This window comes from Kitasatospora sp. MAP12-44 (genome assembly GCF_029892095.1).
Classification (GTDB): Bacteria; Actinomycetota; Actinomycetes; order Streptomycetales; family Streptomycetaceae; genus Kitasatospora.
Map to the genome: position 1 here is coordinate 804,415 of NZ_JARZAE010000004.1, position 14,644 is coordinate 819,058.

17 protein-coding genes and 1 pseudogene are annotated in these 14,644 nt (G+C 72.6%); 13 read left to right on the top strand and 5 right to left on the bottom strand.

What is annotated here, in order from left to right:
* The first annotated feature begins 121 nt into the window (after nucleotides 1-121).
* Entirely contained in the window at nucleotides 122-697 is a 576-nt protein-coding gene (locus tag P3T34_RS04500; protein WP_280664661.1) for an HD domain-containing protein, read from the top strand.
* Between the two features lie 17 nt (nucleotides 698-714).
* The gene (locus tag P3T34_RS04505) at nucleotides 715-906 is read left to right on the top strand and encodes a DUF397 domain-containing protein (protein WP_348534619.1); all 192 of its coding nucleotides are present in this window, start codon (nucleotides 715-717) and stop codon (nucleotides 904-906) included.
* Between the two features lie 56 nt (nucleotides 907-962).
* Here P3T34_RS04505 and P3T34_RS04510 read toward each other — a convergent pair whose 3' ends face one another.
* On the bottom strand, nucleotides 963-1,568 hold the full coding sequence (locus P3T34_RS04510) for a CGNR zinc finger domain-containing protein (RefSeq protein WP_280664663.1): 606 nt from the start codon (nucleotides 1,566-1,568) through the stop codon (nucleotides 963-965).
* A gap of 92 nt (nucleotides 1,569-1,660) precedes the next feature.
* Here P3T34_RS04510 and P3T34_RS04515 point away from each other — a divergent pair, with 92 nt between their 5' ends.
* The 3 genes from P3T34_RS04515 to P3T34_RS04525 all read left to right on the top strand — a co-directional run bounded on the left by P3T34_RS04515 (nucleotide 1,661) and on the right by P3T34_RS04525 (nucleotide 4,753).
* The gene (locus P3T34_RS04515; RefSeq protein ID WP_280664664.1) at nucleotides 1,661-2,890 is read left to right on the top strand and encodes an MFS transporter; all 1,230 of its coding nucleotides are present in this window, start codon (nucleotides 1,661-1,663) and stop codon (nucleotides 2,888-2,890) included.
* Nucleotides 2,891-2,909: 19 nt separating this feature from the next.
* A complete protein-coding gene (gene ligD / locus P3T34_RS04520; RefSeq protein ID WP_280664665.1) occupies nucleotides 2,910-3,860 on the top strand; it encodes a non-homologous end-joining DNA ligase in 951 nt (316 codons plus the stop codon).
* A 599-nt stretch (nucleotides 3,861-4,459) separates the two neighbouring features.
* Nucleotides 4,460-4,753: a hypothetical protein gene (locus tag P3T34_RS04525; protein WP_280664666.1), complete on the top strand. Its 294-nt coding sequence runs from the start codon at nucleotides 4,460-4,462 to the stop codon at nucleotides 4,751-4,753.
* A 44-nt stretch (nucleotides 4,754-4,797) separates the two neighbouring features.
* Here the strand turns inward: P3T34_RS04525 and P3T34_RS04530 are convergent, their stop codons facing one another.
* Nucleotides 4,798-5,064, bottom strand: coding sequence for a hypothetical protein (locus P3T34_RS04530; protein ID WP_280664667.1), 267 nt, complete (start codon nucleotides 5,062-5,064; stop codon nucleotides 4,798-4,800).
* A gap of 175 nt (nucleotides 5,065-5,239) precedes the next feature.
* Here P3T34_RS04530 and P3T34_RS04535 point away from each other — a divergent pair, with 175 nt between their 5' ends.
* The 6 genes from P3T34_RS04535 (at nucleotide 5,240) to P3T34_RS04560 (ending at nucleotide 10,615) form a co-directional block, all read left to right on the top strand.
* Nucleotides 5,240-6,058, top strand: coding sequence for a maleylpyruvate isomerase family mycothiol-dependent enzyme (locus P3T34_RS04535; protein WP_280664668.1), 819 nt, complete (start codon nucleotides 5,240-5,242; stop codon nucleotides 6,056-6,058).
* A gap of 97 nt (nucleotides 6,059-6,155) precedes the next feature.
* Nucleotides 6,156-7,433: a GNAT family N-acetyltransferase gene (locus tag P3T34_RS04540; RefSeq protein WP_280664669.1), complete on the top strand. Its 1,278-nt coding sequence runs from the start codon at nucleotides 6,156-6,158 to the stop codon at nucleotides 7,431-7,433.
* Between the two features lie 16 nt (nucleotides 7,434-7,449).
* Complete coding sequence (locus P3T34_RS04545) at nucleotides 7,450-7,902, top strand: hypothetical protein (RefSeq protein WP_348534620.1); 453 nt, start codon at nucleotides 7,450-7,452, stop codon at nucleotides 7,900-7,902.
* Between the two features lie 86 nt (nucleotides 7,903-7,988).
* Nucleotides 7,989-8,891, top strand: a complete 903-nt coding sequence (locus tag P3T34_RS04550; RefSeq protein WP_280664670.1) for a hypothetical protein — start codon at nucleotides 7,989-7,991, stop codon at nucleotides 8,889-8,891.
* A 178-nt stretch (nucleotides 8,892-9,069) separates the two neighbouring features.
* Nucleotides 9,070-10,026: an EamA family transporter gene (locus P3T34_RS04555; RefSeq protein ID WP_280664671.1), complete on the top strand. Its 957-nt coding sequence runs from the start codon at nucleotides 9,070-9,072 to the stop codon at nucleotides 10,024-10,026.
* A 55-nt stretch (nucleotides 10,027-10,081) separates the two neighbouring features.
* A complete protein-coding gene (locus tag P3T34_RS04560; RefSeq protein WP_280664672.1) occupies nucleotides 10,082-10,615 on the top strand; it encodes a GNAT family N-acetyltransferase in 534 nt (177 codons plus the stop codon).
* 37 nt (nucleotides 10,616-10,652) lie between these two features.
* On the opposite strand, the gene P3T34_RS04565 is transcribed toward P3T34_RS04560, so the two are convergent.
* Nucleotides 10,653-11,423: a TetR/AcrR family transcriptional regulator gene (locus P3T34_RS04565; protein ID WP_280664673.1), complete on the bottom strand. Its 771-nt coding sequence runs from the start codon at nucleotides 11,421-11,423 to the stop codon at nucleotides 10,653-10,655.
* A gap of 68 nt (nucleotides 11,424-11,491) precedes the next feature.
* Nucleotides 11,492-13,048, bottom strand: coding sequence for an MFS transporter (locus P3T34_RS04570; RefSeq protein WP_280664674.1), 1,557 nt, complete (start codon nucleotides 13,046-13,048; stop codon nucleotides 11,492-11,494).
* A gap of 320 nt (nucleotides 13,049-13,368) precedes the next feature.
* Between P3T34_RS04570 and P3T34_RS04575 the strand changes: the two genes are divergently transcribed.
* Both P3T34_RS04575 and P3T34_RS04580 read left to right on the top strand, forming a co-directional pair.
* Entirely contained in the window at nucleotides 13,369-14,145 is a 777-nt protein-coding gene (locus tag P3T34_RS04575) for a DUF72 domain-containing protein (protein WP_280664675.1), read from the top strand.
* Nucleotides 14,142-14,426 (top strand): acylphosphatase, encoded by a 285-nt coding sequence (locus P3T34_RS04580; protein WP_280664676.1) that lies wholly within the window; start codon nucleotides 14,142-14,144, stop codon nucleotides 14,424-14,426. The genes P3T34_RS04575 and P3T34_RS04580 overlap by 4 nt, the downstream gene beginning before the upstream one ends.
* Nucleotides 14,427-14,442: 16 nt before the next feature.
* Here the strand turns inward: P3T34_RS04580 and P3T34_RS04585 are convergent.
* Nucleotides 14,443-14,595: pseudogene (locus P3T34_RS04585) on the bottom strand (IS982 family transposase); the annotation flags it as partial.
* Nucleotides 14,596-14,644 lie beyond the last annotated feature (49 nt).

Consider the following 14,644-nt stretch of genomic DNA (forward strand, 5'->3'; position numbering starts at 1 on the left):
CAAGCGGAGGTGGCGACGCTGCTCAAGTCCGACGGAAGCTCGACGCAGGCGCGGCAGGAGCTCGAATCCGTGCACTACGGTCTGAGACTGACCAGCCGATCTTCAGGAAGGACATTCAAAGTTGAACGACCGTCAGGAAGCCGAAGGCACCGTCAGCTACCTCCTGGAGGCAGGTGCCCTGAAGCGCGCGAAGCGGAGCGGGTGGTGGATCGCCGGCGTCAAGGATCCCGAGACGATTGCCGAGCATTCCTGGAGGACGGCCGTGATCGGGGCGGTCCTCGCCATGATGGAAGGCGCCGACCCCGCGCGGGTCGCACTGCTCTGCACGTTCCACGACACCCAGGAGACTCGCATCGGCGACATCCCGTGGATCGGCCGCCGGTACATCCAGACCGCGTCGAACGAAGCGGTGACCGCCGATCAGGTAGCCGACAGCTACCCGGCCGTGGCCGAGGGGATCAGCGCCATCGTTCGCGACTACGAGAACGGGGACTCTCTGGAGGTCCAGGTAGCCCACGACGCGGACAAGCTCGAGTGCATGATCCAAGGACTTGAGTACCTCCAGCAGGGCTACCCCGCAGCTCAGGAGTGGGTGGACAGTACACGAGCGAAGCTCGAGCTGCCGTCTGCCATCCTGCTGGCCGACGCAGCGCAGACCATGTCGCTGGCCGACTGGCAGCGCACCTACCTGCGCTAGCCATTGAGATATACGCCGTGGACTTGGCCGGCGCACAGTGGCGCAAGTCGCCCCTCAGCCAGGACAACAACGACTGCGTTGAGATCACCAACCTGCCGGACGGCGGCGTCGCCGTCCGCGACTCCAAGAACCCCCACCTGGTGGCCCTCCGGCTCACCGAGACTGAGTGGGCAGCCTTCGAGGGCGGCATCCGCGAGCGACTGATCTGACCACAGCCGCTCAAGCGGCTCCCTCGGGCCGAGCTAACGCCGGCGTCGGCGCTGCGCTATGTGCCGGGGGCGGGCGTCGCCGCTGCCTGGCGGGCGCGGAAGGCGGCTGCCTTGGTCCGGCTCTGGCAGGCCGTCGAGCAGAACTGGCGGGCGGCGTTGCGCGAGCCGTCGACGTACACCCGGTCGCAGCGGTCGGCTTGGCAGACGCCGAGCCGACCCGCCAGCTCGCTGCCGATCGCCAGCGCGAGCGCGGTCGCGCAGCCCGCGCTCCAGCCGATGGCGAGCGAGTCGTCGGAGCCGTGGAAGTGGACCTGCCAGGGCTCGCCCGGGACGAGGTCCAGCCGCGGGCGGGCACCGGTGGCGGCCAGCAGCGCGTTGAGCGTGGCGGCCGCTTCGCCGATCCGACCGGCGCTCGCCGCCTCGAAGACCGTACGCATCCGGTGCGCCGTGGCGGCGAGGTAGGCCGCCTGGCCCTGGTCGATCGTGCGGGGAGTGTCGTTCGCGCGGGCGTCGTTCGCGCGGGGTAGCAGGGCGTCGAGTGCGGCCGGCAGGTCGGCGTCGCGCGGCGCCGTGTAGGGCCGGCCGCGCTCGTCGCCGTCCGTCAGGGAGTTGACGAGGGCGACCGCCACGTCCAGCAGCGTCGCCACGTGACTATCGAACATCACTTGACCAGTCACCCCTCTCGGATCTAGCGTTCGTCACTGACGATATCAGTTTTGCCAGTCACGGATGTCAGAATGCGGAGGCGCGGCCAGTGGGCAGGGAGAGCGGGGTCGGGGAAGGCGGACGACGGCTGCCGGGCCGGGTGCGGTTGCTGATCGCGGCCCGCGCCGTCAACCGGCTCGGCGCGTTCTCCATCCCCTTCCTCACCGTGCTGATCACCACCGACTTCGGCGCCGGCGTGGCGACCGCCGGCCTGGTCTCGGCCGGCTTCGGGCTGGCGACCATCCCTTCCCGGCTGATCGGCGGCCGACTGGCCGACCGGCTGGGCCGCCGCCGCACCATCGTGCTCGGCCTCAGCGGCTGCGCACTCGCCCAACTCGCCATCGCAGCAGCCCACTCGCTGCTCACAGCGGCACTCTGCGCCGTGCTGCTCGGGCTCGTCTTCGAGCTCTACGAGCCGCCGAGCCAGGCGATGATCGCCGATGCCGTCGACCCGTCCGAGCACGTCCGCGCCTACAGCGCGCTCAACGCCGCGCTGGCCGCCGGCGGGCTGGGCGCCGGTCTGATCGCCGCCGGGCTGGGGCGGTGGGATCTGCGCTGGCTCTTCGTCGTCGACGCGCTGACCTGCCTGGCCTGCGCGGTCACCGTGCAGTGCGTCCTGCCCGCCGACCGGCCCGTCAAGAGCGAGCAACCCGTCGAGGGCGACCGGTCCGCCTGGCACGACCCGGCGCTGCTCGCGATGCTCGCCGGCGGCACGGTCTTCGCACTGGTCTATATGCAGATCATGATCGCGCTGCCGCTCTCCCTGATCCGCCGCGGACTGCCCGCCTCCGACACCGGACTGGTCCTCGCCGTCTCCGCCGTGACGGTGATCGCGGGGCAACCGCTGCTACGGCTGAGGCAGGCCGCCGCGCTCTCGGCACCCACCGCCCTCGCCCTCGGGCACCTCCTGCTGGCGGCCGGCCTGGCCGGCTACGCGATCGCCCGCAGCCTCCCCGCCTTCCTGGCCTGGACCGTGCTGTGGAGTCTGGGCGATCTGCTGCTGCTCGGACGCGCCTTCGCTGTCGTCGCCGCGCTCGCGCCACCCGGTGCCAGCGCCCGCTACCTCTCCGTGTACGGCACCAGCTGGGGCATCGCCAGCGTCGCCGCTCCCGTGCTGGGCACCCAGTTGCTCGCACGGGCCGGGGTGGGCTGGCTGTGGATGGTGATGGCCGCCGGCTGCCTGCTCCTCGCCGGCGCCTATCTGGTGCTCGGCACGCCACGGCCCGACCGCTGCCGGGATGCGCGCGGTGCCTTGGCGCGGTGCGATGGGAGCACCTGAAACAAGAGAGGTGCCCCGGATGGACCACGCGGTGGACCTGCCCGTCGTCGAGCCGATGCTCGCGACCCCCTCCACCACGCTCCCGCCGGACCGCGGGTTCGCGGCCGAGGCGAAGTGGGACGGGATCCGGTGCATCGCCCGGATCAGCCGCGCGGGTGTGCGGCTGAGCGGGCGGCACGGCGGCGACCTGACCGGCCGGTACCCGGAGATCGCCGCCGCGCTCGCCGAACTCCCCCTCGACCGCACGACGTTGGACGGCGAGCTGGTCCAGCTGGACGAGCAGGGCCGCCCCTCCTTCTCGCTGCTGCAGCAGCGCATCCACCTCACCCGCCCGGAGGCCGTGCAGCGGCTGGCCCGGGCCCGGCCGGTGACCTTCGTGGTCTTCGACGTCCTGCATCTGGAGGAGCCGACCCTGCAGCTGCCCTACGTACGGCGCCGCGAACTGCTGGCCGGCCTCGAACTGGGCGGCGCCCGGATCAAGGCGCCGCCGCATTGGACGCAGGACGGCGCGGCGGCCTTCGCCTGGACCGCGGAGCACGGCCTGGAGGGCGTCGTCGCCAAGCGGCTGCAGTCCCGCTACACGCCCGGCACCCGCACTGCGGACTGGATCAAGGTCAAGCACGTGCGCACGGTGGACATCGTGATCGGCGGCTGGATCCCCGGCGGCCCGGACGGCGCGCTGGTGAAGAGCCTGCTGTGCGGGGTGCCCGAGCGCGGCGGCCTGCGCTACGTCGGCAATGTCGGCACCGGCTTCGCCCAGGCCGAGCGCCGGGCGCTGGCCGCCGTGCTGCGCCGCCTGGAGAGCGCCCGGATGCCGTTCATCGGCACGCTGCCGCCGCCTCGGCGCGGCGACGTCGTGCACTGGGTGCGCCCAGTGCTCGGCGCCGAGGTGCAGTACCAGGAGTGGACCAGGCCGGAGCGCCGGCTGCGCCACCCCGTCTGGCGCGGCCTGCGCGAACCCGGCCCGTGAGCGCCCGGCTCGGTCTCATCAGTGTTGGCGGATTCTCACTCAGCGTCCAGGCAGGCGGTGAGCGCAAGCTCGTCGCCAACGGCCAGCAGACACTCATCCGCGTCAACCGGCCCAGCCAGTGAGTTGGTGTTCCGGCTCACCCGCGCCTTGGGGTCCCGGTTCGACGACGGCGAGGAACTGCCGCAGTCGCCCTGATCCGACCCGCCGACGCTGACACCCCTGGCTCCGGGTTCCGCCCGAGGGCTGTGTGACGGTACAACTGCTCCTGGAACCGAGGGGGCAGGGACAGACATGGGTGGACAGCGCGCAGGTCGGGCACAGCTGGTCATGGAATGGTTTCTGGGGGCTGCCTCAACCGAGCCGAGGACGTTGGCCGACGCGCTCGGCCTCCCCGAGGACGCTCCCGAGCTGGTCCGCCTGCGGCAGGCGGAGCCGCAGCAGCTCGTCCGGATCGAACGCCTGCACACGGCGGCACAGCGCGCCTTCGAGCGGCGCACGCGCGTCGACGTCTGCCGGGCTCTGGAGTACGTGGTGCGCGTCGGCCTGCGGGAGACCGCGGCCGCCCCCGCCCAGAGGGCCCAGAGGCCCGACACCGACCGTTGGCACAGGCCATGCGCCAGGAGGGCTGGTACCGGGTGGTGGTCGGTTGGCTGCTGGCCACCTCGCTCTTTCTGCTGATCAACGGCGGCATTCTCACCCTGCTCACCCCTCCCGCCATGCCGGACGGCCTCTGCGGCGGCGCACCGCTGACCCCAGCCGGGCATCAGGCGCTGATCAAGGCCTGGTTCTTCTGGGGTAGCGTCGGCTTCCTCGCCGGGCTGAACGAGCGCTGGGCGTACGGCCTGCTGCGGCGTGGAAACGAGCAGCGGCCGACCGGCCCGAGCACCGGGTGACCGGCCCGAGCACCGGGTGAGGGACGGCAGTAGTGTCGGGTCGGCTACTCGGCGGTGACCGCCAGGATCTCGTCCTCGGGGATCTCGGCGTAGGCAACGCCGTCCACGTCCAAGTCCACGCCGGAGAAGGTGTTGTAGAGGACCTTCTCGCCGACCTTGACGTCCACCGGGTGCGGCTTGCCGCCGCCCAGCAGCCGGCCGGGGCCCACCGCCATCACCTCCCCCGTGCGCGTCTCCGCGTCCCCCTGCCCCGAGCCGTTCTCGATCGGCTTGACGATCAGGTGATCATGCTTCGGGTGGAACTCAGGCATGACAGGTCCTCTCGGATCGGCGAGCGCGGCGCCCTGGGAACAGCCCCGCACGTCGATTCTGCCGGGGTTCACGCGTCCCGCACGCCGACCGGCCGCCAGGGCCGGTCCGGGCCCTGGTCGCAGCAGTCGCCGAAATGCGCTGCCGGGCCCGGTGCGTCGATGGCAAGGTGGACGCATGGATTACGTGCTCCGGTTTCGTCGTGACGTCCTGGCCTTCGAGGCAGCGATCCGCCTGGCGGCCGCCGCCGAGACGGCCCTGCTGGTGCCGTCCTGCCCCGGCTGGGCGATCGGCGACCTGGCCATGCACCTGGGCGGGGTGCACCGATACGTCGCCCACGTGCTGCGCGGACGGCTCCAGGAGCCGCCGGACAGCACCGACCTCGCCATCCTCCACCTCCCCGCCGACGCCACGGGCTGGCCGGACCCGCAGCATGCCCCCAACCGGGCCCCGGTGCCGCCCGGCCTGGCCGACTGGTTCGCGCAGGGCGCCGAGGAGTTGGCCGCGCTGTTCGCGAGCACCCCGCCCGGCGAGCCGGTGTGGACCTGGTCGGCGGAGCAGAGCGCCGGGTTCTGGCTGCGGATGCAGGCCATCGAGGCCGCCGTCCACCGCTGGGACGCCGAGCACGCGCTCGGCGACACCCAGCCGATCGACCCCGACCTCGCCGCCGACGCCATCGCCCAGACCTTCGAGGTGATGGCCCCCGCCCGCCGCAGCCTGCGCCAGGCCCCGCCCGGCTCCGGCGAGCGCATCCGCTTGCGCCGTACCGACGGCCCCGGCACCTGGACGGCGCACTTCGACGGCCCCGATGTCCACCTCGACGCCCGCCCCGACGCCCGCCCCGACGGCGAAACCGGCTCCTGCGACGTGGAGTTGGCCGGCCCGGCCGAGGAGCTGATGCTCTTCCTCTGGCAGCGCATCCCCGCCGCCCGCTTGGAGACCAAGGGCGACCAGGCCGTCCTGGACCGCTACTTCACCCTCGTCCCACCGGTCTGACCCACCCTCGCCGACGCCTTCGGGACGGCGCCTGGCGAGCCGGCCGCGCACGGAAACTCCGTCGACGCGCCCGACGGCGGCTGATAGAACCGGCGCTGTGACCGACGCCGAGATCCGACCCATCACCGCTGCCGAAACCGTCGACTTCCTGCGCATCGTGCCGTCCTACGCCGGCACCCCCAACTGGGAACCGGAGCCGGCCGCGTGGCACGCGGGAGTCGGGGTCGCGCCGCCGTTCGGCTCCCGCGCCGGCGAGGACCAACTGCGCGCTGCAGCCGCCAGGTTCACCGACCTGGACCGTACGCAGGCCGCCTACGCGGACGGGCGGATGGTGGGCACCTCGCAGCTACTCTCGCTGCGGCTCACCGTCCCCGGCGCGGGACCCGTGCCGATGGGCGGGGTGACCTGCGTCGGCGTGCTGCCCACGTACCGGCGGCAGGGGCTGCTCACCGCGATGATGCGCGCGATGCTCGACGACTGCCGCGAGCGCGGCGAGGCGCTGGCCGCGCTCAGCGCGAGCTCGGGTGGCATCTACGGCCGGTACGGCTTCGGCCCGGCCACCTACACGATCCGCTGGGAGCTGGACCGCCCGGGCGCCCGACTCGCCCGCCCGCAGGACCGGTTGGGCCGCATCGAGCTGGTGGACGCCGCCACCGCCCTGGCCGCCTTCGCTGCGCTGCACGACCAGGTCCGGGCGACCCGGATCGGCGAGGTCAGCGCGTACCCCGGCTTCTGGGACCACCGGGGCAGCCAGGACAGCCAGTTCCTGCTGCACTACGACGCCGCCGGCCGGGTCGACGGCGCCGCCGACTACCGCACCCCGTGGTCGCCGGACCCGGCCACTGCCGGCACCGTCCAGGTCGACCGGCTGGAGGCGGCGTCCGCCGGGGCCTACACCGACCTGTGGTCGTTCCTCACCACCCTGGAGTTGACCAAGCGCGTGGTCGCGGCCAAACGGCCGGTCGACGAGCCGCTGCGCTGGCAGCTCGCCGACTCGCGGGCGCTGCGGATCACCCGGCAGAGCGACGACCTGTGGGTGCGCCTGGTCGACCTGCCCGCCGCCCTGGCCGGCCGCACGTACCAGGTGTCCCGGAGGCTGGTCATCGAGGTCACCGACCCCTTCTGCCCCTGGAACGAGGGCTGCTGGGTACTGGACGGCGGCCCGGACGGCGCCCACTGCACGCGCGCGGTGACCGGCGCGCGGCCCGATCTCTCACTGGACGCCGCGACCCTCGGGTCCGCCTACCTGGGCGCCACCCCGCTCGGTTCACTCGCCGCCGCCGGCCTGGTGCACGAGCACGTCAGCGGCGCCCTCGCCCGGGCCACCGCGATGTTCGCCCAGCCCCGCGCGCCGCACAACGCCATCGGCTTCTGAGCGGAGACCCGCACCCATGACCAGCAGTACCGCCATTCGCGCCGTCAACGCGCTCACCGCCCGCTGGGCCACCGCTCTGCCCGCCGGCATCCATGAGCAGCTCAGCGGGGAGGTCGACCTGCTGGGGCAGCCGGCGCTGTTCGGACTGGCGACGGCGGCCGACACCTCGCGTGGCCACTTCCCCGGCATCAGCGCCTCGCCGCCGCTCGCCGTGCAGTGCGCCGCTCAGGCGATGACGGCGACCTTCGGTGCCCGCGGCTTCCGCTCGGCGGCGGTCACCTCGCTGGTCGCCTGTGGGGGCGCGATGCCCCGCTACCCGTACCGCGTGCGCCGGATCGACGCCCGCTTCGACCACCCGTTCGGCTTCCTCGTCGTGCACCGCACCTCGCGGCTGGTCCTGGGCGCCGGCTGGGTCGCCGAGCCCGAGCTGCTCCCTTCGTACGAATCGGACGAGGACGAGTGGCTGTAGCCCAATCGGTTCGCTTCTGTACGCAAGCCGCACCGGCAGGGGCACGGCGGGGGATCCACCGGGGATCACCCGTCGAAAGGACTGTCATGTCGAAACACCTGGTCAGCCGCGTCAGCCGGGCCGCCGCCGTCACCGCCCTCACGCTGGCCGCCGCGGTCGGCACCGCGGGCCCGGTCGGCGCGACCTCGCCGGAGGACCACCCGATCGAGGTCTCCCTGGGCGCCGACGGCATCCAGGCGCCGGACAGCGCGCAGGGCGGCCTGGTCAGCTTCCGGGTCCGCACCGACGACAAGAACGGCCGCCAGCTCCAACTGCTGCGCCCGCACGACGGCGTCAGCGTCGACCAGATGCTGCACGACCTCGCCGACTCGTTCAGCCCGACCGGGACGACCGCCGCGGCGGGCATCCGGGCGGTCCGTACGGAGTCCGACGCGCTGGGCGGCGCACTGGTGACGCCCGACGTGCACGAGCAGTTCACCGAGGAGGTCACACCGGGCGCCGTCTACCTGCTGGACCTCACCGCCTTCGCGGCGGACCCGACCCACCCGGTGGTCAAGCAGCTGAACCTGGTCGGCACCAACGGCCAGAGCGCCAACCAGGTCCGCTACGACGACGGCATGGTGATCGAGCACGACGAGGCGGCCGGTCCGCGCTTCCAGACCGAGGCTGTCGACCACGCCCACCTGGCCTATCTGGTGCGCAACAGCTCCAAGGAGATCCACGAGCTGCAGCTGCGCCCGGTGGCGGCCGGCACCACCGACGAGGACCTGCGGATCTACTTCTCGCAGCTCGCGGCAGGCGGTCAGCCGGCCTCCCCGTTCACCGGCCCGGCGACCGGTTTCGGCGCCATCTCGCCGGAGCGCAGTGCCTCGATCCAGGCCCACGGCCTGCAGCCCGGCAGCTACGCGCTGCTCTGCCTGGTACCCGACGAGCAGCTCGGCTTCTCGCACTCCTTCCAGGGGATGCACAAGATCGTTACCCTGCAGTGAGAGCGAAGGGGTCAAGGCATCCTGTTCCGGCCCCCTTTCAGGATGGAATCCCAAAATCTCCCAGCCCGAGACCACCTCAGTCGAACTCGCCTGCACCGCAGGAGAGTTAGCCGATCGTAAGCCGGCCGGACCCGCTGTCGCCGACTCTGCGGTCGGCGACGCTGCGGTCGGCGACTCTGTGATCGCCAAAGCTGTGATCTCCGACGGCGCGGTCGCCGGCGGCGCGGTCGGCCGAGTGGTCAGTCGGACGCTCGGCCGGGCTCCCGCCGGCGGCCTGGTGGTGGCCGGCCTGTGCGGACTGCAGGGCGGCGCCGCCCTGGCCACCCGGCTCTACCCGGCCGTCGGCATCGGCGGCGTGGTGAGCCTGCGGCTCTGCCTGGCGGCGGCCGTGCTCTGCGCGCTCTGGCGCCCCGGGCTGCTGCGCGAGCGCGGCACCGGCCTGCGCCGGGAGCCCGGCACCCTCGGCCTGATCGCCGCCGCCGGCACCCTGCTGGCGATCCATCACCTGACCTACTACAACGCGGTGGCCCGACTCCCGCTGGGCGCCGCCACCACCGTCGAGTTCCTCGGCCCCTTCGCGCTCGCGCTGGCCGGCTCGCGGCGCGGCGCCGACCTGGCGTGGGCGCTGCTCGCACTGACCGGCGTGGCGCTCCTGGGCGGCGGCGGGCTCGCCCTGAACGCCGTGGGTCTCGGCTTCGCTGCGGTGGCCGGAGCCTGCTGGGCCGGCTACATCCTGGTCTCGGCCCGGCTGGCCCACCGGGTACGCGACGGGGGCGCGCTCGCGCTCGCCGTCACCTGGGGCGCCCTGCTGAGCCTGCCGTTCGGCCTGGCCTCCGGCGGCACGGCGCTGCTGAAGCCCTGGGTGCTGGCGCTCGGCCTGGCGGTGGCGGTGCTCTCCAGCGTGCTGCCGTACTCCTTCCAGTTCGAGGCGATCCGGCGGCTGCCCGCGGGCGTCTTCGGCATCCTGACCAGCCTGGAGCCCGCCCTGGGTGCCGTGGTCGGCCTGCTCTTCCTCGACCAGCGGCTCGCCGCCGTGCAGTGGATCGGCATCGCCGCGGTCGCCAGCGCCTCGGCGGGCGCTACCCGGCCCGGCGGGCGCCCGTCCTCGCGCCCGTCCCCCCGCCCGTCCTTGTAAGGCCGTCCACATTGGCCTCGAAAAAAAGATGACTTTCCGCGCCTAGGATGGGCGCATGACCGAGATCCTCACACCCCGACTGCTGCTGCGCCGCTGGAGCGACCACGACCTCGCCGCGATGGCCGAGATCCACGCTGACCCCGACGTGATGCGCTGGATCGGCGACGGCTCGGTTCGCGACCTGGAGCAGACCGCGGAATCCATCGAGAAGTGGGAGGAGGAGTGGGACGACGAGGGCTTCGGCCTCTTCGCCGTCGAGCTGCTGGGCTCGGGCGAGCTGGCCGGGTTCACCGGTCTCTCGGTGCCCACCTTCCTGCCCGAGGTGCTGCCCGACATCGAGATCGGCTGGCGGCTCGGCCGCCAGTTCTGGGGCCAGGGCTACGCCTCGGAGGCCGCCCACGCCGCGATGGAGTTCGCGCTGGAGGACCGCGGCCTCGACCGCCTGATCAGCGTCAGCCGAGTGGACAACGCCGCCTCGCAGAACGTGATGCGCAAGCTGGGCATGAAGCATGAGCGCGACACCGTCCACCCGGCGTACGGCCATCCGCTGAGCATCCACAGCATCGACCTCACGGAGTACCGCGCCTGAGCGACTCGCGCTCCTACTCCTACTCCTACGCCGACTCCTAGGCCGGCGACTGCGACTGCGACTGCGACTGCGACTGCGCGAGGGTGGCGTCGATGCCGGCCATCGCGATATCCAGGCCCACCTCGAACTGCCGGTCGCGGGCCTTGGCGACGCCGCCCTCCAGCTGCTGCGCCACCAGGTCGGTGTTCTCCACGAACCGGGGGTCGGCCTGTTCGGCGATCCCGAAGACGGCCCGTTGGAACTCGTCCTCGCCCAGCCCGGAGACCCGCACCCGCAGCGACCACTGCGCCTCCACCAGCGCGAACCCGTACACGAACTGGAAGATCAGGCCGAGCGCCCCGCCGAGTTGGTCACCGGTGAGACCGCTGCGCGTCGCCGCGGCGACGGCGCTGGTGGAGAAGAGCATCGAGTTCGGCCCGATGGCCAGGAACTGTCCGACCAACTGCCCGGCCCACGGGTGGCGTTGGAAGCAGTGCCGGTACTCGTGAGCGAGCGTGCGCAGATGCCGGCGCCAGTCGCCGTGGTCCTCCAGCGGCGGGATGCGGATCTCGCCGACCACCTCGTCCAGGGCGAGTTCGAGCAGGGCGTCCTTGGTGTCGACGTACCAGTAGACCGACATCGGTGTGACGTCCAGCTCGGCCGCCAACTTGCGCATGGAGAAGGCCGGCAGGCCCTCGGCGTCCATCAGCGCGACCGCGGCGCGGATGACCCGCTCACGGCTGAGGCCGGCAGGCGCGCTGCCCCGCTTGCGCCCCTTGGGCGGGGCCACCCAGATGCTGGCGCTCGGGTCGCGGGGTGTGTCGGTCATCTGCGCTGTCCTTCTGCTCTCGCTGCACGGCCGGGAGCACCGGCCGTGCAGCGATCGTAGAGGGCGGGTCAGCCGCGATCGGCGACCGGCCCGGCGGTCGGCCCGGCGACCGGCCCCGCGGTCGACTCGGCCGACTGCGCCGGGCTCGGGACGGGTGGCTTCGCGGCGGCCCGGCTGAGCAGTCGGCCCGCGAGCAGGCCTCCCACCAGCACCGCGACGGCGCCGATCAGTTGACTGGTCGTCAGACTGTCGGCGAAGGCAGTACGCACGTGCGCGACGGCGGACGGTCCGGCAGCGGCGAGCGCGTCCGGCAGCGAGCGCGCCGCCGAAGCCGGCAGACCGGCCGGCAGCGAGGCGGCGAACCCGCCGGTGAGCACCGCGCCGAGGACGGCGACGCCCAGCGAGTTGCCGAGCTCGCTGAGCGTGCCCATCAGCCCCGAGCCGATGCCGGCCTTCTCCGGCGGGATCGAGCTCATCACCGCGCCCGCCATCGCGGGCTGCGCGCAGGCCACCCCCGCACCCATCAGCACCAGCCCGAGCAGCATGCCCGGGTAGGAGCCGCTGTGCCCGAACTCGGCGATCGCCGCGAGGCCGGCCGCCAGCAGGGCCAGGCCACCGGCGACGGCGACCGGGGGCGTGAGTTTCATGGTCAGGCGCATGCCCGTACCCGTGAGGTTGAGCACGACCACGGTGAGCGCCATCGGGGCCGTCCGCAGGCCGGCGGAGAGCGGACCGTAGCCGAGCACGAACTGGAGGTGCTCGGTGAGCAGGAAGAGCGAGCCGCCCATCCCGAAGCTCACCAGCACGCCGCCCGAGATCGCGCCACGGAAACGGGCGTTGCGAAAGAACCCCAGGTCGAGCAGCGGGTGCTCGATCCGGCGCTCCCAGAGCGCGAAGGCCAGCAGGAGGAGCAGCCCGAGCCCGCCGGTCAGCAGGGTGCGCGGCCCGGTCCAACCGGTGCCGGGCCCCTGGATGATCGCGTACACCAGCGCGACCAGGCCGGCCGTCGACAGCGCCGCGCCGAGCAGGTCGGGCCGGTCGCCCCGCGGGTCCTTGGACTCCGGGACGAGCCGGGCGACCGCCACCAGGCCCAGCGCGGCGACCGGCAGGTTCACCAGGAAGACCGAGCCCCACCAGAAGTTCGCCAGCAGCAGCCCGCCGATCACCGGTCCGAGCGCGAAGCCGAGCGAGGCGACGGCGGTCAGCGCGGTGATCGCCTTGGGCTGTTCGGCCGGGTCGAAGGTGCGCACCACCAGGGCGAGGCTGGTGGCCAGCAGCAGGCTGCCACCGACGCCCATCCCCACGCGCGCCGCGATCAACTCCCCCGGGCTCCCGGCCAACGCAGCACCGAGCGAGCCGACCCCGAACAGCGCGAGCCCGAGCAGCTGCACCTTCTTGCGCCCATAGCGGTCGGCGAGCCCGCCGGCCGCGATCAGCAGCCCCGCCTGGGCGAGCGAGTAGGCGCCGACGACCCACTGGGCCTGTGCGGTGGTGGCGCCCAACTCCCGCCCGAGGGAGGGGATCGCGACGTTGAGGATGGTGTTGTCGAGCACCACGACGAGTTGCACGAGGCAGATGACGGCGAGGATCAGCCATCGATCGGTTCTGCGCTCAGCCTGGGACATGCCCGCTCCGCTCTTCTACGGCGTATAAGACTTCTACAGCGTAGAGGAGCAGCACTGGCGGGCACCACCTCTTTTTGACTCGCCCTCTTGGACTCGCTCTCGGCTTCGGCCAAGCGTCAGGGGGCTGAGTGGGAAGCCAAGCTGTCCCATCGTCAGACAAGTCCCGAGGCCGCTGCGGGGCCGGCGTTGGCTACCGTCGGACCGGCCGGGCCAGCGCACGCAGTCAGCCCCCCCCCTTCCACGACACCCGCGCCTACGGCGACGACCTGCCTCAGGGCCCTCCGCCGGTGGGCAGGCATGCCCCGTGGTTCCATGGAGTTGTGGTCCTGTATGTCGGCACCTCGGGCTGGCAGTACGACGACTGGTGTGGCGTCCTGTACGCGGCGCGGATGCCGCGCCGGCTCTGGCTGGAGGAGTACACCCAAGGATTCGCCACGGTGGAGAACAACAACTCCTTCTACCGGCTGCCCACGGCGGAGACCTTCGCCGGCTGGCAGGAGCGGACGCCGGAGGGGTTCGTGATGGCGGTCAAGGCGAGCCGCTATCTCACGCACATCAAGCGCCTGCACGACCCGCAGGAGCCGGTGCAGCGGCTGCTGTCGGCCGCCCAGGGGCTGGGCCCGCGGCTCGGACCGGTCCTGCTCCAGCTCCCGCCCACCCTGCGGGCGGACGCCGACCTCCTGGACGGCTGCCTGAGCTGCTTCCCAGCCGGGGTGAGAGTGGCGGTCGAACCCCGCCACGATTCATGGTGGGTGCCGGAGATCCGAGCCGTGCTCGAACGGCACGGCGCCGCCCTCTGCTGGGCGGACCGGCAGGGACGTCCGGTCACCCCGCTGTGGCGGACCGCCGACTGGGGCTACCTGCGCTTCCACGCCGGGCTGGCGCAGCCGCCGCCCCGGTACGGTCGGCAGTCGCTGGCCACCTGGGTGGCGAGGGTCTCCGAGGCCTGGTCGGATGAGGCAGACGTGTACGCGTACTTCAACAACGACCTCGGCGGTGCGGCTCCCCTGGACGCCGTCGCCTTCGCCCGAGCGGCCGCCAGGGCCGGCCGGACGGTGAGCCGCACGCCGCAGCACCTGACGGTGAGGCAGGCATGATCCGCAGTCGACTGATCGTCTCCGGCGAAGTCCAGGGCGTCTACTTCCGTGACACCTGCCGGAGCACGGCGCGGGAGCACGGCGTGGCCGGCTGGGTGCGCAACCTCCCCGACGGAACGGTCGAGGCCGTGTTCGAGGGCGAGGCCACGGCCGTCGAGCGGCTGGTCACGTGGGCACGGCGCGGCCCGTACGCGGCCGTGGTCGCCGGTGTCCGCGTCCACGAGGAGGAGCCCGAGGGACTGGTGGGCTTCGAGATCCGCCCGACCCCCTGGGGCGGCTAGCGCAGCACCGCGCAATGTAGCCGGGCTGCTTCAGCAGGTACGGGAACAGGTAACGCAGGTGGGCGTCGGCGTGCCTCAGCCAGCGGGCCTTGGAGGTGAAACCGAGCATCGCCTGCACCATCGCCAGCGTCACCCGCTCCGCGTCACCGAGCTGTGGGGCGATACCCACCGTCGGCCGCCAGGGAGCGAGCTGCGGGGAATCCCTGAGTAGTCATCCC

What these genes read in the sequence shown, in the direction of transcription:
- P3T34_RS04510 (WP_280664663.1), bottom strand. Translation starts at nt 1,568, where the DNA reads ATGTTCGATAGTCACGTGGCGACGCTGCTGGACGTGGCGGTCGCCCTC.
- ligD (WP_280664665.1), top strand. Translation starts at nt 2,910, where the DNA reads ATGGACCACGCGGTGGACCTGCCCGTCGTCGAGCCGATGCTCGCGACC.
- P3T34_RS04530 (WP_280664667.1), bottom strand. Translation starts at nt 5,064, where the DNA reads ATGCCTGAGTTCCACCCGAAGCATGATCACCTGATCGTCAAGCCGATC.
- P3T34_RS04535 (WP_280664668.1), top strand. Translation starts at nt 5,240, where the DNA reads ATGGATTACGTGCTCCGGTTTCGTCGTGACGTCCTGGCCTTCGAGGCA.
- P3T34_RS04545 (WP_348534620.1), top strand. Translation starts at nt 7,450, where the DNA reads ATGACCAGCAGTACCGCCATTCGCGCCGTCAACGCGCTCACCGCCCGC.
- P3T34_RS04550 (WP_280664670.1), top strand. Translation starts at nt 7,989, where the DNA reads ATGTCGAAACACCTGGTCAGCCGCGTCAGCCGGGCCGCCGCCGTCACC.
- P3T34_RS04560 (WP_280664672.1), top strand. Translation starts at nt 10,082, where the DNA reads ATGACCGAGATCCTCACACCCCGACTGCTGCTGCGCCGCTGGAGCGAC.
- P3T34_RS04565 (WP_280664673.1), bottom strand. Translation starts at nt 11,423, where the DNA reads ATGACCGACACACCCCGCGACCCGAGCGCCAGCATCTGGGTGGCCCCG.
- P3T34_RS04570 (WP_280664674.1), bottom strand. Translation starts at nt 13,048, where the DNA reads ATGTCCCAGGCTGAGCGCAGAACCGATCGATGGCTGATCCTCGCCGTC.
- P3T34_RS04580 (WP_280664676.1), top strand. Translation starts at nt 14,142, where the DNA reads ATGATCCGCAGTCGACTGATCGTCTCCGGCGAAGTCCAGGGCGTCTAC.